This is a genomic window from Microbulbifer epialgicus, assembly GCF_041447265.1.
Taxonomy (GTDB): domain Bacteria; phylum Pseudomonadota; class Gammaproteobacteria; order Pseudomonadales; family Cellvibrionaceae; genus Microbulbifer; species Microbulbifer epialgicus.
Genome location: NZ_JBGMEK010000014.1, coordinates 58,913 through 81,391, shown reverse-complemented (window position 1 = coordinate 81,391; position 22,479 = coordinate 58,913). Strand labels below are relative to the sequence as shown.

The following is a 22,479-nucleotide window of genomic DNA, read 5'->3' as shown; positions in this document are numbered from 1 at the left end:
AGTATGCGCTCCTTCATTGCACAAAATCGTAAGTGACGATGAAATGGCTCTCGCCAGGCTCCAGTACCAGCGGTCCCGGCATATCGAGCTGGAAAGTCAGCTCGCCGTCATCTGCTTGAAACCCGCTGCTGGTAAGTATGGTGTCGCCCTCATCCAGGCTTCCGCTGCTGTTGTTGTCCAGGTAGAGTTTTGCCAGGTCAATATCCAATCCGTCGTTCCCGCTGCCGGATGCTTGCAAGGTCAGGGTGTTGAGTTCCGACTCTACATCCGTCTCCAGGCTAAATACCTGCACCACCACATCCTCCTCGCCTGGACTCGCCTCGCGATCGCCCGCAGTACCCGAATTAAACTTCACGCCTGAACTCGATGCCTGCTGGAAGCGGGGGTTAAAGGGCTGGGCATCTTCGCTGTCTACAGCACCGTCATTATCGGTATCCACCACCGTTGCCGCATCCAAGCCCAGCACGAAGGCGCCGCGAATCGTGTTCTGCACACTGTTGCCGGCACTGTCTGTGGCGACAATGCGCAGGTCGGCGACGGCAGATTCCGACACTTCGGGCAGCAGGGTAAAGTAGCGACCGTCTACCGGAGCAGTTTCCAGTGGCAACCAGTCACCCCCGTCCAGCGCCAGTTCGGTGGTCACGGAATCGAGTGGTAACTGGCTTTCGAAGGATAAAAATAGTTTGGCGTTGCGGCGCGCATAGTGCGAAATCACTCCGTCGTCCAGCAGTTCCAGCATAGCGATACGCGGTGCAGCGGCACCATCCAGATTATTGAGTTGTACCCGGGCGCTGGAGGTGTATTCCTCTTCGCCGAGAGAGGTGGTGTACTCGAAATCCACCTGCACTGAGGTACATTCGCTGTTGGCGAAGAATAGGTACTCTGGAATGTTGTCGCCGCTGCTCAATTCACTATCGCCGGGCATGCACAGGGCGCGGTATCTGGACTCCGGGCGGTAGCCGTTGCCCCAGCTGTCCATTATCCAGCTCGAAGAAATACTGCCGTTGATGCGGCTGGGAAGCAAGCGGTGATTACCGCCGTCATTGCGCAGGCCCCCGGCAAAATACCTGGGCCCCTGGCCCATAAGCATGATTGCACTGGACCGCTCCAGTATTACCTCAGGGATAGTGAAGTCCTCATCGCTACGCCGCAGCTTGCGGTAGCCCGTGCGGCCGACGGAAATTTCGTTGCTGTGGGTCTCCGTGGTCCAATCTTCCCGTAGGGGTACAAACAAATTCAAAAATGCGGGCCAAGCGGCGATATCCTCCTCGTGCCCATGCAGGGTAAGCAGTGATGATTTGTGGGTCAACTCGCTTGGTACTGACCACCAGTTTATAACGGACTCATACATAGGGAGCCCGTAACCTATGGCATAGCCCTCCCGATTCCAGAGCGGGTTGCCGATCAGCAACTGCACACTACCGGGATTGCTGAGATCGAAGTGCAGATCTTCAGACATGCCCTGTTGTCCGTGCTTAACTGTATACAGCTTGCGGTCCTGCGGGTGCGCGTTCCCTTCTTCCGCCAAGCCTATATAGTTAACATGGAAGTTATCAGACAGATTGCGCAGGGTTTTCATCGGCGTATCCCCGCTGTAATTCAGGTGCAAGCCTGACCCGGGAATTTCGGGGTGAGTCAGCCCAAGTACCTGATCCATAAACTGGAGTGTCTCGCCGCTTTCTGTTTGCAGGGGGGGAATACCAGCCCCCCGAACTCTTGCAGGGACTACCAATTCACCATCGGAAGTGTGCCGGTTTTCAAATGCATGCCAGACGTCATACCGCTCTCCATCAGCAATGACGTCCGTACTGAACAGAATATTGATAGGTTCGTTACGCACCGGCATATGCAGGGCCGGTTCAGCACTTTCGAAATTGGAGAGCTGCTCCCAGGCAGACCAGCCCTCATTGAACAAAAATGCGGAATAGGACCAGTATTCCCCCGGCGCCTCGGATTCACGCATGGACAGTACCTCCGCGCGATGGAAGGCTACTGGCAGGCGCACCCGCTCTTCGCCGGATGAGTATTCAAGCGCCGAATCGTAGGTGAGGTAAAGCGGTTCGAGGTAGGGTACCTGACCGTGATCGACATTCAGGTCGACGAGTTCGGCTCTGCTCGCACCCGCTTCCAACTCGAACTGATCGGTGGAAAGTTCCAAGTCGGTGCCGGCGGGGAAACTACCCCCGTCTGCAACTGCGAATTCGGAAGGAGCGCTCAGGTTTTTCACCGTCACCTGCAGGGATCTCCGGCTGTGAGCGCCCTGTCCGAAGTGCCCCGCATACAGGGTTGGCGGGCTGACCAGAAAACGCGCGCTCGCAGCTGCGAAGGCATCCAACTGCCCGTTGCCCACCTCGGCCAGTTGGCCGACCACCTGCGCGGCGCGGTTGACCAGCAACGCCTTGATCTCGGCGCTGGTTAGTTGCGGGTGCAGCTGGCGTAGCAGTGCCGCGGCGCCTGCCACATGGGGCGCGGCATAAGAAGTACCGGAATCAGTGCGGAAGCCGCCGCCCAGATTGGCACTGGTGATATCCACGCCCGGTGCGACTATCTCAGGCTTGACGCTGTTACTGCTCAGGTCCAGGCTGGTACCGAACATGCCCCGGGAACTAAAGTCCGCCAGGTGGCCCGCCCCATCCACCGCGCCCACGGTGACTATTTCCTCTGCGGAACCGGGACTGCCAATGGAGTTGAAAAAGGGACCGTCGTTGCCGGCGGCGGCGACCACCACGACACCGGCGCGCATGGCATTGTTGGCGGCGACGGACGCAACCGAGTTGTTTCCACCCGCGCCACCCAGGCTAAGATTAATCACGTCCACCGCATCGTCTGTTTGCGGATTTCCGTCCGGGTCCAGCGCGGCCTCGATGGCGGCGATGATGTCGCTCTCGCTGCCATAGCCATAGCTATCCAGCACCTTGTAGGCATAGAACCTGGCAGCGGGCGCCACCGCCGCGGCCACGCCGGCCACCATGGTGCCGTGGAAGTGGTCGTCCATGGGATCATTATCGTCGTTCACGAAATCGTAGCCACCGGCCACGCGGCAGCCGCTTCCGAAACAGCCGCCCAGGTCTTCGTGAGTGTAATCGATACCGCTATCGATAATGGCGATACTGGTCCCTTGCCCTTCGACGGCCCTGTCCTGCGCATCGCGCATTGCCCACACCTCGGGCGCGCGTACCTGCTGTGGACTGCCGGCCTGAAAAGCGCGCACCTGCCGGTCCCGCGTTACCGCGCGCACCTCAGGCATGGCGGCGATAGCGGGCAGCTGATCCACCCTGGCGGTTGCGCTGATAGCGTTGACTGCACGAGTAAAGCGGTGGCTGTGGCCCGTGATCAGTTTGCGCTGTTGAAGTTTGGCGACCATTTGCCGCTGGCGCAGGCCCAACTCCTGCTGCCGGGCGGCGAAAGCGCGCATATCCCGCGGTGTGCCGATAGCGCCCGATGCCCGCAAGCCAGCCTGCTCCGCAGCGGAAGGCCCGTGCAGTTCGATGATAATGCGCACCTCTTCATTCGCGCGGTATCTGATCACCTCCGGCCAGGCTTGCCTTTGTCGCTCCGCCTGAGACGCGCCTTCGCGGGACACGCCCAACTGCAGAGAGCGAGACTCTGAAGCTTTTTTCCCGGGGTCGGCTGCCGCGGGTTGCAGTAATGCAACCAAGACGGTCGCTGCCAGATACTTCGGAATCGGTTTTACGCGCATAGTAAACCCCCTATTTAAGTAGTTGACCCTGAAAAAAACAAACATCCACCTCCGTACCGCGCAGCGTGGGTTTACGGGGGGATTCTCACCAAATTCAGCTTTCAAGGCGTATGCAAAAGAGCCATATTGTTAACGAACGTGGATTTGAGGCTAAAAAAATTGGTAAAAGTCCCTTTTTTTAGGGCGCAATAAAAAGCTTCCAGTGCCTTAATTATCCGTTTCCTTAAATTCCGGGCGCATGCGGCCATGAAAAGGTTGATGGCATCACCCACGGTGCCTTTTAGGAAGTTTCTTGACAGTAGAAAATCAAATTTCAGGTGTTCAATTAACGGCTCAATTGCCGCTCGACGCCAACACTTTTTCCGCTTCTTTTCTCGCTGGTAGCGATTATCTCTTTTCAGCGCAGGCTTAGGTGAAACTATTTTCGCACCTTCGGCCATCTACTTTGCCCGATGACCCGATCACATATGGCCTCTTTAATCTTGGGCTATCTAACTTCGTTGGCCATGCTAATCACTTTATCTAAAGTCCTGCTATCGTGAATGTTTTCGTGGTGATTCTCAGCAATTAGAATAATGTCGTCTTTCGCGGTAGAGACAATAGAGGCTTTGCTGTCATACTCATACGGCTTATGATCTTTACCCTTGGCAACACAATACACTTGCAGTTCGTGTAAGCTGTAGATATTGTCTTTATCATTTTTCTGTTGTTTCAAGACACACTCATACAGTGCAAAATCATCCTGACAGGTGTGTAAAAGACTCTCAAGTAATTTTCTTCTCAACTCCCGCAAAAGAATGCTCGCTATGGTACGCAGGCGTTTTACCGTTTTTTTTCGCTTGAACGCTTCTTGATATGGTGAAAGAAACGCAGTTTAAGTCGCGTTTCTTTTGGTTCCTTAGTATAGGTTCGGCGCTGCTGAATACCATTATGCTTGGCGATCTTATTAAGGCGGTTAATAAAATCGCCAGCCTACCATCCGTTGGGTAAGTAATAAATAAATTTCTCTTGTACTGTGGTATCAATATTTACAGTTTTATCTTCAATAAAATTGGCATGGAGTTGCACCGATATCTTGAAAACTGGTTTCAACAGCGAGCTCACCAATGCAGCTGCGAAAATGCACCAATTCTATGGGGTGGTAGGGGGCTTTATTCTGGAAAGATTTTAAACCACAGAAGGCTTGATAGTAGGGGGTTAGTTTCCATTGAAGTACAACATTCTCGCCACTCAAATTTTCTAATTGCTTGAGAATAAGTAGGCCGACGAGGAGGCGAATGGGAATGCTCGGGCGCCCCTTTTTTTCAGATTAAAAGTGCTCGAAAGTGCAATCAAAATCTGTCCAGGGAATTTCTTTTGAGAGTAATAGCAGTGGATCTGACGGATCAAGTTCATCGAGGATAGGTACCAAAAAACTGGTTTGTTGGTACTGATCAGTATCAATGAGCATAATTATCCTTGAGCATTTCGACCAGAAATTTGACCCAGAATAATGATAACTGGTCGAAACGGTTATGCCTCTTATCTGCGTAGTCATAGTGCCATAAGGCTGGCGATTTTATTCAGAGCGGAATACTTACGATTCAATCGCAGCATTTTCTGCTACGGATTTCCGTGGAGACTTGAAGAAGTTTGATGTACCAACCTTGATAATCCACGGCGAGTGCCGATTGATAGCTCCGCTCGCGCTGCAGCCAAAGTTGTTAAGCATGCCAAGCTAGTCGTCTATCCTGGAGCCCCCATGGCCTTGCTGATACACATAAGGACCGCCTCAATCAGGATTTGCTGAAATTTCTGCAAGACAGATCAATACAATGAAAGGCGCTCTGGTACTTGGGCGCCTTTTTATTGCAGTTCTGTCGTAAATTTTTCGTATGGCTGGAAGGTGCCTATGGCCTGGACACAGTTACCCTGCGAGCTTCATAAATTGGCGCTAGGCCGGGATATCTTCATGGCCTAGTTGCCCTTTTCGGATCATATGCGCGGTCTCAATGCCATTGAGAGTGGTAGCTGCTGAATGAAAGGTCTTAAAGCCCATCATAGGCTTGGTTTTGCGTTTGATAAACCGGTGACCCTGCTCAACGATATTGTTGAGATATTTGACCTGTAGGGTATTGATGTTGGTCAGACCGGCCAGGTTGGCTTCACTTTTGCCTTCTCTGGCAGTCCACTATTGCCAATGGGTTGCTCAAAGAAACCTGTTGCTGTGGCTTTATCTCGGGTCTCCGAGAGCATGAAATCAACGGTTTTCCCATATTTATCAATTGCTCGATACAGGTATGCCCACTTGCCTTTAACTTTGATAAAGGTCTCGTCTATATGCCAGGAGGTGCCAACCTGAGTCTTTCTCTACCTGACATCTGCCGCAATTTGCGAGGCGTATTTGACAACCCCTCGGTTGAGGGTGGCGTGATCAACAGTAGCCCCACGCTCCTCCATTATCTCTTCCAGATCACGATAGGACACCGCATAGTGCACATAGAAGAATATGGCATACAGAATCACATCCTTGGGGTAGTGGACACCTTTAAAACTGATCAACGGGGCAGAGGCTCAGAGCTTTTACCTGAGATACAGGGGTGCCTGCAAGACCGACAAACTTTGCGGGAAACCCCTTAAGCATCTTCCAGACATACTGTAGTATCGGTATCTATCGTTGCTTGGATGTCCAACTCATCAGGCAATAATTGTGTGATTTGATGCTGGAATTGCAATAGCGATTTTTCTTGGTAATGATCAATCTGATCAGCAAAATTGTCGCCTCTAAGAGAACGATAATATCTTACTTTGTCAGGGCCAAGTTTCAGAAGTGCGGGAACAAAACCAAGATCGTTAAGCTGCAAACGATCATGAACGGGTATCCATTCGTTGTTCACTCTCAACTGGATATCGGGGTTGATAATATAATGTCCACGTTTGATACGCTTAAAGAGTTGTCGGTTATACGGGGAGGTACGATCGACTTCGTTGCCGGACAGAATACTGCTGATATAGGATTGTCTTTTGCGGCGCTCGGGTAATATCCTATCAGGTAAACTCTGAACAACTTCCGCAAGAGTTTTGGCGGTAAACGCCTCATGACGGGTAACGGCCTCACTTAACCGGCGGTAAAACAGCGCAAACATCAAATTAAGCACGAAAAAACCCATCAGTTTTTTGTCGAGTTTGATGAGTCTCCCTTGCACTTGAATAGATAAACTATCAGGTTCTAATTTTTCATAAATAGCGGGCAGCTTGTTTCTCGCATATTTCTCATCAAGCAATGCCGCTTCTATAGCCATTTGCAAGGCATTAAGGCCATTGCTGCCGTAGCTATCCAGATTAGCCCCCCGCTCTATCAGCGCGTCAACTAGCCCATCATTACCCAACCGTGCAGCCACCATTAGGGGGGTCAGGTTAAAGATGGTTTGGTGATCAACACCGTAGCGCTCTGTATCACGCAAAACCGCATTCGGATTTTTCAAATCATAGGGCATGAAGTGTTTACGGTAGATCTGCTGGAGTGACTTCTTTTCCGGCTGAGAGGCGGCCTTAACACCTTGTTTGATCAGGGTGTTCAGCATGGGGCGGTGATAGTAAAGCCAAGAGTACTCCAATGCCAGAATCTGTTTTTTCTTATTTTTTCTCTGACTGACTTCTTCGCATAGCTCATTGAATACTTGGCGATCCAGTACAGGCCAAGGTACTGGTTTTTGCTGAAGAATCTGGTCGCGGATAGCCTGTGCCTGTTCTTCCTTACCCTGGAGTTCAAGTTTTCGGGCTTCTTTCTGCCACTCATCAAGACTCGACTTTTGCTGGTCGACCTGAAGCTCACCGCTGAAGCGCTCAAGATTGAGTAGCTGTATTATGGGGTGCTTTTGATTTCGCTCAACGATGTAGAGGTTATTCACTGCGCGGGTAATGGCCACGTACAGAGCATTGATATAAAACTTGAACACCTCCAATGATTTGTCATGTTTGTTTTTCGCCCGCGCATAATTAAGCTGGTCTTTATCCAACGCATTGGCATCAACACCATCAGCAATGTTTTTAAAGGGCTTTTCTTCACCACTGATAAAGTTATACAGAATGATATTGGTATATTCGAGTCCCTTAGCTTCTTGTATGGAGAAAACCAGTGGGGTATTGAAGCACTTGCGGGCATCGGATTTCTGGTCTGGGTGCATCACCAGTACGGCAAATTGCGTCGAGAGGGCTGTCTTGCTGTCGAGATCCTGTAAAACCGTTTTGCTGTCTTTGAGCAATTGAAGGCCGCCCTTGTGCTCTCCCACACTATTGACCAGATAGTTACTCTCTTTGTCGATAGAACCAAATCGGGCATGCTTGAGTTTGAGAATTCTGTTAGCGACTTCTGTGATTACCGGAGAGTTCCGGTAATTGGACTGCAGCACCCGCACCAACTCGCCACTACCTGTCAACGCCTGCTGCTTAAAAAAAAGGGATTTGATCTTGGACCAGGAAAAGAAATTTGGATGAACGATCTGGTTAGAATCACCACACAAGATAAACTGTCCGGCGGTACGTAGGCTTTTCAGCAGTAAGAACAGCTGAATATTTGTCAGGTCCTGTACTTCGTCGATCACCACAAAATCATACGTTGCCCCGAATTTCTCAAGGTAGCTATGACTGAGAATGTTAGTATCGTAGTAGTTCTCTTGACGAAGGAAGGCGAGATACTTTTCAAATAAGGCATATACCTCGGCACGTTCATCTTCAGCGAAAATAGACTGCTTAACCCCTAGGGCAAAGTAATCTTCACGGGATAGCCAAGCCGATTCCGTGAAAGAACCGGTGAGCACCCCACGGAATTCCTCGAACAGTTTGTGCGGGTCTTTGAGCTTGCTATTTCCTTTATGACGAGAGAACCAATCCCCAAAGGCTTTCAGGGTGATTTCTCGTCCCTTGGGAACCCGGATGCTCTCGAGAAATTCTCGGAATGATAGGAAGTCGATATTTTGCTCATCATTGCTGTATTGGTTGGCGTAATACAAATTACGAGCATTTTGCACCAGAAAGGGAGATAAGCTGACATAGAGAATGTCTCCGCTGGCCTGCTTCATCTTTTCAAGGGTCAGAGCTGTCTTGCCACTGCCTGCACTGCCAACTACCACCAAGGGTGCGGGCAGGTTATAAACAGCTCTTTGATCGTCATCAAAGGAAATAATCTTATCTAGAAGGTTAAAACGTTCACTGTTACTGTTGAGGTAGGTAATAGGCTCAATAGTGATTTCTTCAGGACTGTTGATGACAGGAATTTTATCTTCATCAATCTCTGTACCTCGCTTTAGAAAGCGAGATTTTTCATAGGCGTGATTGGGTAGGTGCTCTAGAATTAGGCAGTAAGGCTGGTCACTATGACTATACAGTGAAAAAAGCAGTCGATCATTTTTGTTTAGCCTTGCACGGTAAAGGTTATTGCCTATCTTACGGACATCGGCCTGGCGGAAATTGTTGTTTGCTAGTGCGTCTTTGACTTTTGGGAATCCCTTGATGGTGGCTGGATTCAGATTATCGTAGAGAAGTATATTCATGGGCCAATAGTACCAGCCTAACCTATTGATTTAAATTGACACGAAATCAAGAACCAGGATCTTTAACGCTTTTGGCGTAATCAATACATTTGTACAGAGTTGGCTTTGAAACGCCCATCAATGTACATATTTCACCGACTGTATGCTGCTTCTCTTCATAAAGTTTGACTGCTAGGGCCTGCTTGTCCTTGTTCAGTGCTATAGGTCGACCATCTTTACTCGCCCGCGCAGCCTGCAGCCCCGCATGGCTCCTTACTTTCCGGCAATTTGGTGGGGTCAGTGGCGCAAGCCTGCTCGAACCTACAATTAACCCCGCCAAAAATGGCTGGATTTGGACGGGTTAGCTTAGATTAACTGGGATGGTCCAGATAAGCAAAAACCCCGGAAACACTAGGTTTGCGGGGCTTTCGTGGGCTGTCTGAGACAGCAATTTGGTGGAGATGGCGGGAGTCGAACCCGCGTCCGTCAGCACTCTGCCAGAGGCTCTACATGCTTAGCTCCGTCTATTGATTTAACCCATTACAGCCCGGCGGTCAGGACGTATAGGGCGATCCCGTAAAATGTTTAACCGCTTACCCACGGGTATGGCTTGCGGCGATCCAGTTCTGTATAACAGTCTACAGCGCGATACTGGAACCTTGCTGAAGACTGCTAAGGGACGAACCCTTAGTTAGCGCTTCACAAGCTGCTTACGCAGCGAGTTGGGCACCGTAGTTGTCGTCGTTGGCAACTAATAAAATACAGCTTTGGATTTACGAGATTCGCTGCCATCTCGGCATGCACCCAAGGTTTCGTAACCGGCGTCGAATCCAAGTCATCCCCGATAAGAAACACTCTCGTGTGTCAATTAAGTATACCCCAAAGTAGCGCTGCGAAATAGAGCTTGATCGAAGGGGTTGTTGGCGGTCAGGGGAAAAGGTGGAGGAGAAGTCGGGAGTAGCCCCGGCGGTTACCGCCGGGGCAGTTAATAGGGCAGTTACATAATTGACTGAGCGAAGGCGACCAAGATCAGCAGGGGGCACACGATGCGCACATACCAGGGCCAGATCTTCCAGAACAGAGTGTGTTCAATATCCTCATGGCCTTTCTCCAGCTCACCCAGTAGCTGGTCACGGCGCCAGATCCAGCCTGCAAAGATACACAGGGCGATACCAAGCAGGGGCTGTCCGTATTCAGTACTGATACTGACTGCCAGTCCAAACAGGGTATCGAAGTTGTAAATAATGGTGCTGCTGATGGCGAATATGACCAGGCCAACCGCTGGGGTGGCGATACGGCGTGGAACCCCCAGGTTCTCAATCGAGAAAGCCACCGGCACTTCCAGCATAGAGATGGAAGAGGTGAGGGAGGCAATCACCATCAGGGCAAAGAAGGCAATGGCTACGAATACACCAGCTTCGCCCATGGTATCGAACAGTGCTGGCAGTACCTGCAGGATCAGGTTGGGCCCGGCAATCAGGGCACCGTCAGCGGCGAAGATCTGGGTGCCGGCTTCCTGGGCTACATACATGGCGGGCAGGATCAGCAGGCCGGCGGTGAAGGCGATACCAACATCAATCAGGGTGACCAGGGCACCGAGGCGCGGCAGGCTCTCCTGCTGGCTCAGGTAAGAGCCATAGATCAGCATGGTGCCTACACCCAGAGACAGGGAGAAGAAGGCCTGGCCCATGGCGGAGATCAGCAGCTTCGGGGTGAAGTGACTGAAGTCCGGCATCAGGTACACCTCCAGGCCGGTAAAGGCGCCGGGCTGGGTGAGTACGTAGGCGATCAAAAGTAGCAACAGGATGATCAGGGAGGGCATCAGCAGGGTGGACCAGCGCTCGATACCTTTCTCAACACCGCTGGCAATAATCAACATGGTGAGGCCACTGAAAATTGCGGTAAAGATCAGGTTGCGCTGGGTACTGTTTTCAGTGAGCCACTGTGCGGCTTCCTGGGCACCAAACAGGGCTGCAAAAGGCTCGGCCAGGTGGGCCACCATCCAGCCGGCCACAATGGCGTAGAAGCTAAGAATCAGGGACGCCACCAGGATACCGCCAAAGCCGGTAAGGCTGCCGAAAAAGCGGCTCACAGGGCCAGTGGAGATAGCGCGTAGTGCCTGCACCATATTGCGCCGTGCGTAACGACCAATGGTGAGTTCGGCCATCAGTGCCGGGTAGGCGAGGGCGAAGGCCAAAAACAGGTAGGCCACTACAAAGGCGGCGCCGCCGTTACTGGCGGCTTTGGTGGGGAAGCCCCAAATATTGCCGAGGCCCACGGCGGACCCCGCCGCGGCCATCAAAAAGCCAATATTCGAGCTGAATTGTCCTCGCGGTGCACTCATTGGAAATCCTGTAATTATTCTTTTATTGGTACTTTGTGCACTACTTGTGCGTCGCGCGCATCAGGCGTTGCTTTTCGCGGTTCCAGTCGCGCTTTTTCTCTGTTTCGCGTTTGTCGTGCATTGCTTTGCCTTTGGCCAGGCAAACTTCGCATTTGACCAGATGACCTTTCCAATACAGGGCGGTGGCCACCACGGTGTGTCCCTTTTGCTCCACGGCGGCAATCAGCTTGGAGAGCTCGCGTTTGGTGAGTAGCAGGCGACGGGTGCGGTCGGGCTCGGTGACATAGTGGGTGGAGGCACTGGGCAGCGGCTGGATATTGGAACCCAGCAGCCAGGCTTCGCCATTTTTGAAAATGACATAGCTGTCGGTAAGCTGGGCCTTGCCCTCACGACAGCTTTTCACTTCCCAGCCCTGCATCTCAACGCCCGCCTCAAACTTCTCTTCAATGAAGTAGTCGTGACGGGCCTTCTTGTTGAGGGCGATGGTATTGGATGTTTGCGCTTTCTTTTTCTTGGCCATGAAAACTTCTAATGACTAGATAAAACTGTGTCCAAAAAACTTCAGGGCCACGGTGTTGATAAAGATCAACAGCAGTATCAGTGGGATAAAGGTGCCCAGAGAGAAGTTTATGTATTTTTGTGAGAAGGAGCCGGCGAAGGCCGCATCGCCTTCCTGAAGCTCCTTGTCAAAGTTGGCTTTCTTCCACTTGTAGATCACGAACAGACATACCAGCAGGCCGTTCAGGGGCAGGATGGTGTCGTAGAAAATGATCTCCACTAAATCGAAGAAGGACTTGTTGACGCCGGCCAACTGTACAAATTCAGTGAGCCAGTTGACCATGCCAAAGGAAACGGCGCAAGCGATGGCCAGTACAAACTGTATTCCGGCGACAACGTAAATGGCCTTTTGACGCTCCATATTGCGCTCGTCGCGCAGGGTGGCAATGGGTACTTCGATAATGGAAACCAGGGAAGTGATTGCTGCTACCAGAACCAGGAAGAAGAAGATCGCAGCTACGGCACTTGCGCCGAAATAGCCGATGCTGTCCTGCAGGGCGAGGAAGATCTTCGGCAGGAACAGGAAGATCATGCCTGCGGAAGACTCGCTCAATTCAGAGGGATCAATCTCCGGGTTAAAGTGGAAGATACTCGGCAGGATCAGCAGGCCTGCGGTAAATGCAACCAGGGTGTCAGTAATGGCTACCGCACGGGAAGAGCCGGGAATGGAGTCCCGCTTCTTCATATAAGAGCCGTAGGTAATCATGATGCCCATACCCAGGGACAGCGAGAAGAAAGCCTGGGCCATGGCTTTACTCACCACGTTGCCGTCGATCTTGCTGAAATCCGGTACCAGGTAGTATTTCACTCCAAGGATGGCGTTATCCAGGGTCAATACAAAAATTACCAGGCCCAGCAACATAACGAACAGCATCGGCATCAGGGTTTTTGCAGCGCGCTCAATACCGTCTTTAACCCCCATAGCGAGAATGGCATTGATGATCAGCATCAGTACCACCAGGTAAATAAATACCTGGGGGGTGTTAATAAAGTGAATAAAGAAATCTGGTGTTGCCAGTGTGGCCAGGTTGCCGGTGACGGTTTCAATTAAATAACCGAGTACCCACACGGTAACCACTAAATAGAAAACCGCGATCATAAAAGGTGTAGCGAGGGCCAGCCATCCGGGAATACGCCACAGGTTTGAGCCATTGGAGAGTTGGCGGTAGGCGCCGACAGGGTCTTTGTCGGAGCGGCGCCCTATAGCAAGTTCGGCCATCATAACCGGCAGGCAGATCAGGAAAACGAAGAGAGCGTAAACCAGCAGGAAGGCACCACCCCCGCTCTTAGTGGCAGCTACTGGAAATGCCACCAAATTACCAATTCCAACTGCGGAACCCGCAGCGGCCAGGATAAAGCCCAGCCTTGACCCAAAATGCTCTCTCACGGCGGTCATAGTACTCTCGCTATTATTTTTTATCGGATACAGCTTTCGTTTTTGTTATTCCAGCGAGACTGGGGGTGTCCCGATGGCAAAAAATGCGATTGTTACAGGAATTGTCTTGCTTGAGTAGCGCTGGCTGGCAAAATTAGCGGCCAGACGACGATCCTGGGCGATTGTGCCCGAAGGACTGGCTTAGGCAGCAGGAATGACTGAAATTGAACGCAGCGCGTTGGTGATGTACAGCGCAGAACAAATGTTTGACCTGGTCAATGATGTGGCCAGTTACCCGCAGTTTTTACCGGGGTGTCGCGGGGCGGAGGTGTTGTACAGCGATGCGCAGACGCTCGAGGCCAGGCTGGAGTTATCTCGTGCGGGGGTTCGCCAGAGCTTTGTTACCCGTAATCAATTGGTGCGCCCGCAGAGTATGACTCTAACATTGGTGAATGGCCCCTTTGAGAAATTCACTGGCCAATGGCATTTTACTCCGCTGGCTGAAAATGCTTGTAAGGTGACTTTCGCTCTCTCATTTTCATTGAAAAGCCGGCTGATTGCTGCGGCCGTGGGGAAACTTTTCAGTGACCTAGCCAATCAGATGGTTGCTGTTATGTGCGAACGCGCCGAGAAGATTTACGGAAAACCGCAATGACAGAAGAGAAGACTATTTCAGTAGAGGTGGTCTACGCACTGCCCCATGAGCAGCGTCTGATTCGCTTGTTGGTCAAGCAGGGTACTACGGCGCGAGAGGCCTTGATTCGCTCGGGTATCCCGGAGGAGTATCCGGAAGTGGACCCGGACAGCGCCAAGATGGGGATTTTTGCCCAGCTGCTAGGCAGTAAAGGGCTGCCGCCGGCAGAAAGTTATGAATTGCAGCCTGGGGATAGAGTTGAAGTGTATCGCCCGCTGATTGCTGATCCGAAAGAGGCGCGCAAGCAGCGCGCCGAGAAGGCCAGGCGTCTGGCTGAAAAGAAAAAAGGTGCCGAGGGGACCTCTAATTAGGCTTTAGGGCCAATCTGCTGGTTGCCAGTCGCCGCTGGTGGCTACCAGGGAGTCCTCATCAAAATAAACGCTAAAACGTTTTTGCGTGATATTGCCTTTCTGGTCGCGAAGGCGGTTCACGTAATCCCAGCGGTTGGGGTTGTAGGTGTCTTCCAGCAGCGGGGTACCAAGAACAAACTGCACTTGGCGGCGGGTCATGCCCGGTTTTAGCTGGTCCACCATCTCCTGGGTAATGATATTGCCCTGCTGTACCTTAATGCGGTGTACGCCGGGAAACTTAACCAGCGTACAGGCGCCCAATAGGGTGCATAGGCTGGCGATGGCGAAAAATCTCAGGCTAGACGGCATTCATTGCTCCATTATGTTCTTTCACTTGGTACCTCTCACACCGATTTTAATGGCTAACCGGAATAGGCCCCGCAAAAGGAGGAAAGTTCCCCCGTTTGCACGATTTGCCCCAGTCGGGGTGATCGGGGTTCCGCTAACTCCGTAGGGCATGGGATAATACCCGAAGAGTTGGCTCGCTGACAGATGGAACTCTGAGGTCTGGAATGGGTATAGATCTCTGTAGCGGGCTGTTACAAGTAAAGACAATTCATAAAATCCTGTCGGGAAAAATCTATTCATGTCGAACGAAAACCAGGAATTGCGCAAAGCCGGCCTCAAGGTCACACTGCCGCGGGTTAAGATTCTGCAGTTGCTCGAGACCACCAGTGAGCAGCACCTGAGTGCTGAAGATGTGTACAAGCTGTTGCTGGAAGCGGGTGAGGATGTTGGCCTGGCTACCGTCTACCGGGTTTTGACTCAATTTGAGAGTGCCGGCTTGGTTGTACGCCACAATTTTGATGGCGGCCATTCAGTGTTTGAGCTGGATAGAGGAGATCACCACGATCATATGGTGTGTACCGATACCGGTAAGGTAATCGAATTCCACAATGAGGAAATCGAAGAACTACAGCGCCAGATCGCGGAAGAGCACGGCTATGAGCTAACAGGGCATAGCTTGGTGTTGTATGTGAAGGAAAAAGAGAAGTAATTTATTCCGGGTGCGGTGTTAGCCGCACCCATCCCACGGCTACTTATTGCTGCGGTTGGCAGGGCGGGGTATAGAGTTCCGGGAATTTACCGACCTTGTCTGCGTAAAACTCCCGCAATTTATTCAACTCCGCCTCTAGATTTTCACCCAACTGGGCAATAGGGCCAATACCCACTTCTTTATTGCGGAAATTGATAAAGCCCAGTACCAATGGCACTTTGGCACTACGGGCAATGTGATAGAAACCGGTTTTCCAGCGTTCCGCCATAGCGCGGGTACCCTCGGGCGGGATAGCGATCACCAGCTCATTGCGCAACTTGAACTGGCGAACGGTGGCATCCACCAAATTGTTGGATTTACTGCGGTCCACGGCAATGCCGCCAAACCAGCGCATTGGGCCGCCCAAGGGAAACTGGAACAGCTTGTCCTTACCCATCCAGTGCGGGGCCATCTTCAGCTTGAGCGCGGCGAGAATAAAGTAGTAGCCATCCCAGTTGGTGGTGTGGGGAGCCCCAATCAATACATATTTCTTCAATTTCAGTGACTGCTGGTCGCCGTTGACACGCCAGCCGTGTAGCTTCAATAGCAATTTGGCTACCTGGCGCAGCAATGGCGTGACAATGGGGGTGTTGAAAATCGTTCTCTGCATAAACTTGGCCGATACTACTCAAACAAAGTTAAACAAGCGGCCCAGTATATGGTGACTTTTGCTGCCACACCCAGTCATATTTGGTTTATTTGTCCTAATACGGTAGATGTCACCGGCAATCGGGCTATTTTGCCCGATTGTATGGCGGTCATTTATTGATCTACGGGATTTGATTGCTCGGGATGAGGAGTGCAACTGTAGGTGTCCGGCGGGTCGAATCTCTTTATGTTTGGTCAGGCTGGATGACCGAGTCTGGCTATCGCGGATCTTAAAGAACCCTGGACAACATCTCTTCCGCGTGCGCCAGGGACTGTGCGGTAGGTTCACCACCTAACATGCGTGCGATTTCCTCGCGACGCTCGCCGTATTGCAGTTCACGCAGGGCGACAAAGGCCTGCTCGCCGTCACTGTATTTTTCCACCAAATACTGGCGGTGGGCCCGTGCGGCCACCTGTGCCAAGTGGGTAACGCAGATTACCTGGCCACTGCAGCTATTGCGGGTCTCGCCCAGCTGGCGTAGCAGGCGACCCACAACATCACCGGTGGCACCACCGATGCCCACATCCACTTCATCGAAGACCTGGGTGGGGGTGCGCGAAGTTTGCGCCGTTACCACCTGGATAGCGAGGCTGACTCGCGATAGTTCACCGCCGGAGGCAATTTTACCCAGGGGCCGCGGTGGCTGACCGGGGTTGGTGGAAATCAGGATTTCCACCTCCTCCAGGCCATGGCTGCAGGGCTTATCCAGGGATTGCAGGGCCAGTTCTACCTGTGCATGAGGCATGGCCAGATCGCCCAGTTGTTGATTTACTGCATCGGCAAGGGCTGTGGCAGCCTCTGAGCGCAGTTTGCTCAACTTGCCTGCAGTTTTGCGGAACTGCTGCTCCAGTTTTTCGCACTCCGCTGCGAGTCGTTCCAGGGCGTCTGCGGAGCCTATATTGTCCAGTTCTTCTTGCAGCTGTTGCTGCAGGGATGGCAGTTCCTTGGGTTGTATCCGGTGTTTGCGCGCTGCCTGGTAAATAGCGCTGAGGCGTTCCTCTACTTCTGACAGGCGCTCCGGGTCCATCTCAAAGCGGTCGATATGCCGAGATAAAGTGCCGGCAGCCTCATCCACCTGGATGCGTGCGCTGTCGAGCATCTGTGCCACTTCCACCAGTGCCGGTGCCTGCTCGGGCATGGCTGATAGAAGCTGAAGGGCGCGGTGAATTTGCTCGGCGATATCGCCTTCGCCGCCGGATAGCAGGGCGGCCAGCTGGTAGCTGCCGCTGAGGATTTCACCGGCATTGGCCAACTGGCGTTGCTCACTCTCCAGGGCTTCAACTTCTCCCTCACTCAAGTCCAGATGCTCAAGCTCTTTGAGTTGGTACTGCAACAGGTGGCGCCGTGCCTCGGCCTCTTCAACACTGTCGGCCAGGGTGCGGTAGCGGCGGTATTGGTCTTGCCAGGTCTTGTAGCGGCTGCGGGTTTCAGCTGCCAGCTCTTGGGCTTGGGCAAACTCGTCCAGAAGGCGGCGGTGGGTTTCCTTTTTCAGTAGGGATTGATGTTCGTGCTGGCTGTGGATGTCGATCAATTGCTCGCCCAGGGCACGCAGTTGCAGCAGGGTTACCGGTTGGCCATTGATATAGGCCCGCGAGCGACCGTCTGCGCCGATGGTGCGGCGCAGGATAACTTCTTGTCCTGCATCCAGCTCCTGGGATTCGAGCCAGGGGCCGGCGGCGGGGTGCTCTGAGATATCAAAAGTCGCACTGATATCGGCGCGGTTGGCCCCTGCGCGAACAAGTTCGGCACTGCCGCGACCTCCGAGGGCGAGTCCCAATGCATCCAGTGTGATGGATTTACCTGCGCCGGTTTCGCCGGTGAGGGTGCTGGTACCGGGACCAAACTCCAACTCCAGTTGGTCCACCAGAGTGAACTGGCTGATAGACAGGTGCAGCAACATATAGAGATCGCTTCTGTGTCCTTGTTATGGATGGGCGTGAACACCCAATTAGTGGTTATTTATACAGTATTCATCTCTGGTTAGCTACAACGTCAAGCACAGATTTCCCAGCTACTGTGCGCTAGCGCGAAAAACCACTTGAACTGTGCGGGGATGGCCCCATATAGCCACCAGAGCCCGCGGGACGGGCCCCATCATTACTGACAGAGTCGACGCGACGGAGAAAGCAGTGGCCAGAGAGCGCAGCGAAGAAGATCAGACTACAGAGGGAGTGCAGCCGGAAGCGCTGGCTGACGAGCACACAACAGCTACAGACGAGGCGGTTTCCGCGGAGATAGAAGACCCTTCCGCAGCCGAGCGCGAGCAGGCCGAGGAGGCTCTGCACGAAGAGGCAGAAAGTGCCGATGCGCTGCACGATGAAATTATCAAGCTGCAAGAGCAGCTGGCGGTGCAAAAAGATATCGCTCTGCGCGCCCAGGCTGAGGAGCAGAATGCCCGCCGCCGCGCCCAGCAGGATATCGACCGTGCGCGCAAGTTTGCGGTGGAGAAACTGCTGCAGGATTTACTGCCCGTAGTGGACAACCTGGAGCGCGCCCTCGCCACTATCGATAGCGCTGATGAATCCAACAAAGCGTTGGTGGAAGGAATTGAGCTTACCCACAAATCTTTCGTCGATACCCTGACGAAAAATTCCGTGGAAGTCGTCGATCCGGCCGGTGAGCCCTTCGACCCGGAATTGCACCAAGCCATGACCCAGATACCCAACGGGGAGGTAGAGCCGAATACGGTTCTGGAAGTATTTCAAAAAGGTTATCGCCTCAACGGTCGCTTGGTGCGCCCGGCCATGGTGGTGGTCAGCAAAGCGCCGTAACAGCAGAAGTGTAAAACGGCCTTGAATTTTATCGGCCGGCACCAATATAGCTGACATCAGAAGAATTATCCGTGCGTTGTATACAGATCAGAGCTGGCGGCGCGCAACAAACGAGGAATTGACTAATGGGAAAAATTATCGGCATCGACCTGGGTACCACTAACAGTTGTGTAGCGGTACTGGATGGTGACAAAGCGCGTGTAATCGAGAACGCCGAAGGCGATCGCACTACGCCTTCTATTGTTGCTTTCACTGACGACAACGAAATCCTGGTGGGTCAGTCCGCCAAGCGTCAGGCGGTGACCAATCCCCAGAATACCCTGTTTGCGGTTAAGCGCCTGATCGGCCGTAAGTTCAAGGACGATGTCGTACAGAAAGATATCAAGATGGTTCCTTACACCATCACCGAAGCTGACAACGGTGACGCCTGGGTAGAAGCGAAGGGCGATAAGAAAGCGCCGCCGCAGATTTCTGCCGAAGTCCTTAAGAAAATGAAAAAGACCGCGGAAGATTTCCTCGGTGAGAAAGTGGACGCTGCGGTAATTACCGTGCCAGCCTACTTTAACGATTCCCAGCGTCAGGCGACCAAAGACGCCGGCCGTATCGCTGGCCTGGACGTTAAGCGCATTATTAACGAACCGACTGCCGCAGCACTGGCCTATGGCCTGGACAAGCAGGGCGGTGATCGCACCGTAGCGGTGTTTGACCTGGGTGGCGGTACTTTCGATATCTCCATCATTGAAATTGCCGACGTTGATGGCGAAAAACAGTTCGAAGTACTGTCCACCAACGGTGACACCTTCCTCGGCGGTGAAGACTTTGATCTGCGTCTGATCGACTACCTCGCAGAAGAGTTCAAGAAAGACCAGGGCATCGATCTTAAAGGCGATCCCCTGGCTATGCAGCGTCTAAAAGAAGCTGCAGAAAAAGCCAAGATCGAACTGTCCTCCAGCCAGCAGACCGAAGTGAACCTGCCGTACATCACTGCAGACGCCACTGGTCCCAAGCACTTGGTTGTCAAACTGACCCGCGCCAAGCTGGAAAGTCTGGTTGAAGACCTGGTTGCCCGCTCTCTGGAGCCAGTAAAGATCGCTCTGCAGGACGCGGACCTGTCCGCTTCCGGCGTAGACGAAGTGATCCTGGTCGGTGGCCAGACCCGCATGCCACTGGTTCAGCAGAAAGTCACGGAGTTCTTCGGCAAAGAGCCACGTAAAGACGTTAACCCGGACGAAGCCGTTGCCATGGGTGCGGCGATCCAGGGCGCGGTACTTTCCGGTGACGTAAAAGACGTACTGCTGTTGGACGTAACTCCTCTGACCCTGGGTATCGAAACCATGGGTGGCGTTGCGACTCCGCTGATCGACAAAAACACCACGATTCCTACCAAGAAGTCCCAGGTGTTCTCCACTGCGGAAGACAACCAGACTGCGGTGACCATTCACGTGGTACAGGGTGAGCGCAAGCAGGCTTCCCAGAACAAATCCCTGGGTCGTTTTGACCTGGCCGATATTCCGCCGTCTCCCCGTGGCGTACCTCAGATCGAAGTAACCTTCGATATCGATGCCAACGGTATTCTGCACGTACATGCGAAAGACAAGGCCACTGGTAAAGAGCAGTCCATCGTGATCAAGGCTTCCTCCGGTCTGTCCGAGGACGAGATCGATAAGATGGTTCAAGACGCCGAGGCCAATGCCGAAGCGGACAAGCAGTTCGAAGAGCTGGTGCAGACCCGCAATACCCTCGACGGCCTGATCTCTGCTACCAAGAAGACCCTGGAAGAAGCCGGAGACAAAGCCACCGCTGAAGAGAAGTCTGCAATCGAAGCAGCCATCACTGAAGCTGAAGAGGCGGTGAAAGGCAATGACAAGGCTGCTATGGAAGCTGCCACCACCAAGCTGACTGAAGCTTCTGGCCCGGTTGCGCAGAAGATGTATGCCGAGCAGGCCCAGGCAGCCGGCGCTGAAGGTGCCGCAGGTGCTGGCGCTGGCGCTGGCGCCCAGGGTGAGCAGCAATCTGCCGGTGGTGACGACGCGGTAGATGCCGAGTTTGAAGAAGTGAAAGACGACAAGAAAGAAGGTCAGTAAGCGTTCGCTTGCAATTCTGGCGGCAGCTCTTAGAGTGACCGCCAGAGAACCTCAGGGGCGCGGCGCCTTCCATAGAGGCCCCGCGCCTGTGTTGTTTCAGGTACCTGCCAATTGAGCTGTGTTCAAATGATTTGGCAGGGCTCCGCAGAATAAGTTTGCGGGGTTTGGTTAGGGACTGAGAAGTAGAAAGAGAGTTTGGCCGTTCTTGATGCCGGACCAGAGAACATAGTTATATGTCGAAACGCGATTATTACGAAGTCCTGGGCGTCGAGCGCGGCGCTTCAGAGGCAGAGCTGAAGAAAGCTTACCGCCGGGTGGCAATGAAGTTCCACCCGGACCGCAACCCTGATGACAAGGAAGCGGAAAATAAATTTAAGGAAGCCAACGAAGCCTACGAGATCCTATCGGATTCCCAGAAGCGCTCAGCCTACGACCAGTTTGGCCACGCCGGTGTGGAAGGCCAGATGGGCGGTGGTGGCGCCGGTGGTTTTGGCGGTTTTTCCGATATCTTCGGCGATGTCTTCGGCGACATTTTTGGCGGGGGCGGTGGTGGCCGCCGCGGCGGTCCGGCGCGCGGTTCCGATTTGCGTTACGACCTGGAGCTGGATCTGGAAGACGCGGTGCGCGGTACCACCGTCAAGATCCGCGTGCCGACTCTGTCGTCCTGTGAGACTTGCCACGGGTCCGGTGCCAAGCCCGGCTCTTCGCCGCAAACCTGTGGTACCTGTGGTGGTGCCGGCCAGGTGCGCATGCAGCAGGGATTTTTCTCCGTTCAACAGACCTGCCCCAATTGTCGCGGGCGTGGCACCATTATCTCTGACCCCTGTGGTAGTTGTCATGGCCGCGGCCGGGTAGAGGAAACCAAGACTTTGTCGGTGAAGGTGCCGCCCGGCGTGGATACTGGTGATCGCATTCGCTTGTCTGGTGAAGGTGAAGCGGGTCCCGATGGTGGTCCTCCCGGTGATCTCTATGTGCAGGTCGTGGTGAAAGAGCATGAGCTTTTCCAGCGCGATGGCAAAAACCTCTACTGCGAAGTGCCGATCAGTTTTGCCGCCGCAGCATTGGGGGGCGAGTTGGAGGTGCCGACCCTGGATGGCAAGGTTAAGTTGAAGATTCCCGCCGAGAGCCAGACGGGCAAGCTGTTCCGCCTGCGCGGCAAGGGTGTTACCCCAGTACGCGGTGGCGCTACCGGCGACTTGTTGTGTCGGGTTGTGGTGGAAACTCCGGTAAACCTATCCGGCAAGCAGAAAGAGTTGCTGCAGGAATTTGCCAATACCCTCAGCGAGAAGAAAAATGCACCGCGTCAGACCGGCTGGTTTGAGGGCGTGAGGAATTTCTTCGGGGATATGAAGCTTTAATTTCCTACTCTGCGCCCACTATGCAGCGGCATATTCAAGCGGCTCTGTGG

Annotated in this window: 18 protein-coding genes, 1 other RNA gene and 2 pseudogenes; 6 read left to right on the top strand and 15 right to left on the bottom strand. The window is 53.2% G+C overall.

Annotated elements, in window-relative coordinates:
- Nucleotides 1-13: 13 nt before the first annotated feature.
- From ACCI49_RS08760 to ACCI49_RS08705, 12 genes and pseudogenes are all read right to left on the bottom strand, one after another.
- Nucleotides 14-3,700 carry a S8 family peptidase gene (locus tag ACCI49_RS08760; protein WP_371838579.1) on the bottom strand — a complete coding sequence of 1,229 codons (3,687 nt, stop codon included), beginning with the start codon at nucleotides 3,698-3,700 and terminating at the stop codon, nucleotides 14-16.
- 101 nt (nucleotides 3,701-3,801) lie between these two features.
- Nucleotides 3,802-4,140, bottom strand: coding sequence for a hypothetical protein (locus ACCI49_RS08755; protein ID WP_371838578.1), 339 nt, complete (start codon nucleotides 4,138-4,140; stop codon nucleotides 3,802-3,804).
- A 47-nt stretch (nucleotides 4,141-4,187) separates the two neighbouring features.
- On the bottom strand, nucleotides 4,188-4,415 hold the full coding sequence (locus ACCI49_RS08750) for a hypothetical protein (protein WP_371838577.1): 228 nt from the start codon (nucleotides 4,413-4,415) through the stop codon (nucleotides 4,188-4,190).
- A 327-nt stretch (nucleotides 4,416-4,742) separates the two neighbouring features.
- Nucleotides 4,743-4,991, bottom strand: a pseudogene (locus tag ACCI49_RS08745) (transposase); the annotation flags it as partial.
- Between the two features lie 18 nt (nucleotides 4,992-5,009).
- Nucleotides 5,010-5,150 carry a hypothetical protein gene (locus ACCI49_RS08740; RefSeq protein WP_371838576.1) on the bottom strand — a complete coding sequence of 47 codons (141 nt, stop codon included), beginning with the start codon at nucleotides 5,148-5,150 and terminating at the stop codon, nucleotides 5,010-5,012.
- Between the two features lie 483 nt (nucleotides 5,151-5,633).
- Nucleotides 5,634-6,241 (bottom strand): annotated as a pseudogene (locus tag ACCI49_RS08735) (IS6 family transposase).
- 74 nt (nucleotides 6,242-6,315) lie between these two features.
- Nucleotides 6,316-9,231, bottom strand: a complete 2,916-nt coding sequence (locus ACCI49_RS08730; RefSeq protein WP_371838575.1) for a UvrD-helicase domain-containing protein — start codon at nucleotides 9,229-9,231, stop codon at nucleotides 6,316-6,318.
- Nucleotides 9,232-9,277: 46 nt separating this feature from the next.
- Nucleotides 9,278-9,550: a helix-turn-helix domain-containing protein gene (locus tag ACCI49_RS08725; protein WP_371838574.1), complete on the bottom strand. Its 273-nt coding sequence runs from the start codon at nucleotides 9,548-9,550 to the stop codon at nucleotides 9,278-9,280.
- A gap of 113 nt (nucleotides 9,551-9,663) precedes the next feature.
- Nucleotides 9,664-10,053: a transfer-messenger RNA gene (gene ssrA, locus ACCI49_RS08720) on the bottom strand.
- 154 nt (nucleotides 10,054-10,207) lie between these two features.
- Nucleotides 10,208-11,554 carry a sodium-dependent transporter gene (locus ACCI49_RS08715; RefSeq protein WP_371838573.1) on the bottom strand — a complete coding sequence of 449 codons (1,347 nt, stop codon included), beginning with the start codon at nucleotides 11,552-11,554 and terminating at the stop codon, nucleotides 10,208-10,210.
- 40 nt (nucleotides 11,555-11,594) lie between these two features.
- Nucleotides 11,595-12,074, bottom strand: a complete 480-nt coding sequence (gene smpB / locus ACCI49_RS08710) for an SsrA-binding protein SmpB (protein ID WP_020414621.1) — start codon at nucleotides 12,072-12,074, stop codon at nucleotides 11,595-11,597.
- A gap of 15 nt (nucleotides 12,075-12,089) precedes the next feature.
- The gene (locus tag ACCI49_RS08705; protein ID WP_371838572.1) at nucleotides 12,090-13,508 is read right to left on the bottom strand and encodes a sodium-dependent transporter; all 1,419 of its coding nucleotides are present in this window, start codon (nucleotides 13,506-13,508) and stop codon (nucleotides 12,090-12,092) included.
- Nucleotides 13,509-13,701: 193 nt separating this feature from the next.
- On the opposite strand from ACCI49_RS08705, the gene ACCI49_RS08700 reads away from it, so the two are divergent.
- Both ACCI49_RS08700 and ACCI49_RS08695 read left to right on the top strand, forming a co-directional pair.
- The gene (locus tag ACCI49_RS08700) at nucleotides 13,702-14,142 is read left to right on the top strand and encodes a type II toxin-antitoxin system RatA family toxin (RefSeq protein WP_371838571.1); all 441 of its coding nucleotides are present in this window, start codon (nucleotides 13,702-13,704) and stop codon (nucleotides 14,140-14,142) included.
- Nucleotides 14,139-14,492, top strand: a complete 354-nt coding sequence (locus ACCI49_RS08695) for an RnfH family protein (RefSeq protein ID WP_371838570.1) — start codon at nucleotides 14,139-14,141, stop codon at nucleotides 14,490-14,492. The genes ACCI49_RS08700 and ACCI49_RS08695 overlap by 4 nt, the downstream gene beginning before the upstream one ends.
- A 3-nt stretch (nucleotides 14,493-14,495) precedes the next feature.
- Here the strand turns inward: ACCI49_RS08695 and ACCI49_RS08690 are convergent, their stop codons facing one another.
- Nucleotides 14,496-14,840, bottom strand: coding sequence for an outer membrane protein assembly factor BamE (locus ACCI49_RS08690; protein WP_371838569.1), 345 nt, complete (start codon nucleotides 14,838-14,840; stop codon nucleotides 14,496-14,498).
- Nucleotides 14,841-15,117: 277 nt separating this feature from the next.
- On the opposite strand from ACCI49_RS08690, the gene fur reads away from it, so the two are divergent.
- Entirely contained in the window at nucleotides 15,118-15,528 is a 411-nt protein-coding gene (gene fur / locus ACCI49_RS08685) for a ferric iron uptake transcriptional regulator (RefSeq protein WP_371838568.1), read from the top strand.
- A 43-nt stretch (nucleotides 15,529-15,571) separates the two neighbouring features.
- Here fur and ACCI49_RS08680 read toward each other — a convergent pair whose 3' ends face one another.
- Entirely contained in the window at nucleotides 15,572-16,177 is a 606-nt protein-coding gene (locus ACCI49_RS08680; RefSeq protein WP_371838567.1) for a 1-acyl-sn-glycerol-3-phosphate acyltransferase, read from the bottom strand.
- 268 nt (nucleotides 16,178-16,445) lie between these two features.
- On the bottom strand, nucleotides 16,446-18,116 hold the full coding sequence (gene recN / locus ACCI49_RS08675) for a DNA repair protein RecN (protein WP_371838566.1): 1,671 nt from the start codon (nucleotides 18,114-18,116) through the stop codon (nucleotides 16,446-16,448).
- 229 nt (nucleotides 18,117-18,345) lie between these two features.
- Here recN and grpE point away from each other — a divergent pair, with 229 nt between their 5' ends.
- The 3 genes from grpE (at nucleotide 18,346) to dnaJ (ending at nucleotide 22,429) form a co-directional block, all read left to right on the top strand.
- On the top strand, nucleotides 18,346-18,987 hold the full coding sequence (gene grpE / locus ACCI49_RS08670; RefSeq protein WP_371838565.1) for a nucleotide exchange factor GrpE: 642 nt from the start codon (nucleotides 18,346-18,348) through the stop codon (nucleotides 18,985-18,987).
- A gap of 125 nt (nucleotides 18,988-19,112) precedes the next feature.
- Nucleotides 19,113-21,071 carry a molecular chaperone DnaK gene (gene dnaK / locus ACCI49_RS08665; protein ID WP_371838564.1) on the top strand — a complete coding sequence of 653 codons (1,959 nt, stop codon included), beginning with the start codon at nucleotides 19,113-19,115 and terminating at the stop codon, nucleotides 21,069-21,071.
- Nucleotides 21,072-21,304: 233 nt separating this feature from the next.
- The gene (dnaJ, locus tag ACCI49_RS08660; protein ID WP_371838563.1) at nucleotides 21,305-22,429 is read left to right on the top strand and encodes a molecular chaperone DnaJ; all 1,125 of its coding nucleotides are present in this window, start codon (nucleotides 21,305-21,307) and stop codon (nucleotides 22,427-22,429) included.
- Nucleotides 22,430-22,479: the final 50 nt, after the last annotated feature.

What these genes read in the sequence shown, in the direction of transcription:
- ACCI49_RS08740 (WP_371838576.1), bottom strand. Translation starts at nt 5,150, where the DNA reads ATGCTCATTGATACTGATCAGTACCAACAAACCAGTTTTTTGGTACCT.
- ACCI49_RS08715 (WP_371838573.1), bottom strand. Translation starts at nt 11,554, where the DNA reads ATGAGTGCACCGCGAGGACAATTCAGCTCGAATATTGGCTTTTTGATG.
- ACCI49_RS08705 (WP_371838572.1), bottom strand. Translation starts at nt 13,508, where the DNA reads ATGACCGCCGTGAGAGAGCATTTTGGGTCAAGGCTGGGCTTTATCCTG.
- recN (WP_371838566.1), bottom strand. Translation starts at nt 18,116, where the DNA reads ATGTTGCTGCACCTGTCTATCAGCCAGTTCACTCTGGTGGACCAACTG.
- ACCI49_RS08755 (WP_371838578.1), bottom strand. Translation starts at nt 4,140, where the DNA reads ATGGCCGAAGGTGCGAAAATAGTTTCACCTAAGCCTGCGCTGAAAAGA.
- ACCI49_RS08730 (WP_371838575.1), bottom strand. Translation starts at nt 9,231, where the DNA reads ATGAATATACTTCTCTACGATAATCTGAATCCAGCCACCATCAAGGGA.
- dnaJ (WP_371838563.1), top strand. Translation starts at nt 21,305, where the DNA reads ATGTCGAAACGCGATTATTACGAAGTCCTGGGCGTCGAGCGCGGCGCT.
- ACCI49_RS08700 (WP_371838571.1), top strand. Translation starts at nt 13,702, where the DNA reads ATGACTGAAATTGAACGCAGCGCGTTGGTGATGTACAGCGCAGAACAA.
- ACCI49_RS08695 (WP_371838570.1), top strand. Translation starts at nt 14,139, where the DNA reads ATGACAGAAGAGAAGACTATTTCAGTAGAGGTGGTCTACGCACTGCCC.
- ACCI49_RS08680 (WP_371838567.1), bottom strand. Translation starts at nt 16,177, where the DNA reads ATGCAGAGAACGATTTTCAACACCCCCATTGTCACGCCATTGCTGCGC.
- smpB (WP_020414621.1), bottom strand. Translation starts at nt 12,074, where the DNA reads ATGGCCAAGAAAAAGAAAGCGCAAACATCCAATACCATCGCCCTCAAC.
- fur (WP_371838568.1), top strand. Translation starts at nt 15,118, where the DNA reads ATGTCGAACGAAAACCAGGAATTGCGCAAAGCCGGCCTCAAGGTCACA.
- ACCI49_RS08760 (WP_371838579.1), bottom strand. Translation starts at nt 3,700, where the DNA reads ATGCGCGTAAAACCGATTCCGAAGTATCTGGCAGCGACCGTCTTGGTT.
- dnaK (WP_371838564.1), top strand. Translation starts at nt 19,113, where the DNA reads ATGGGAAAAATTATCGGCATCGACCTGGGTACCACTAACAGTTGTGTA.
- ACCI49_RS08690 (WP_371838569.1), bottom strand. Translation starts at nt 14,840, where the DNA reads ATGCCGTCTAGCCTGAGATTTTTCGCCATCGCCAGCCTATGCACCCTA.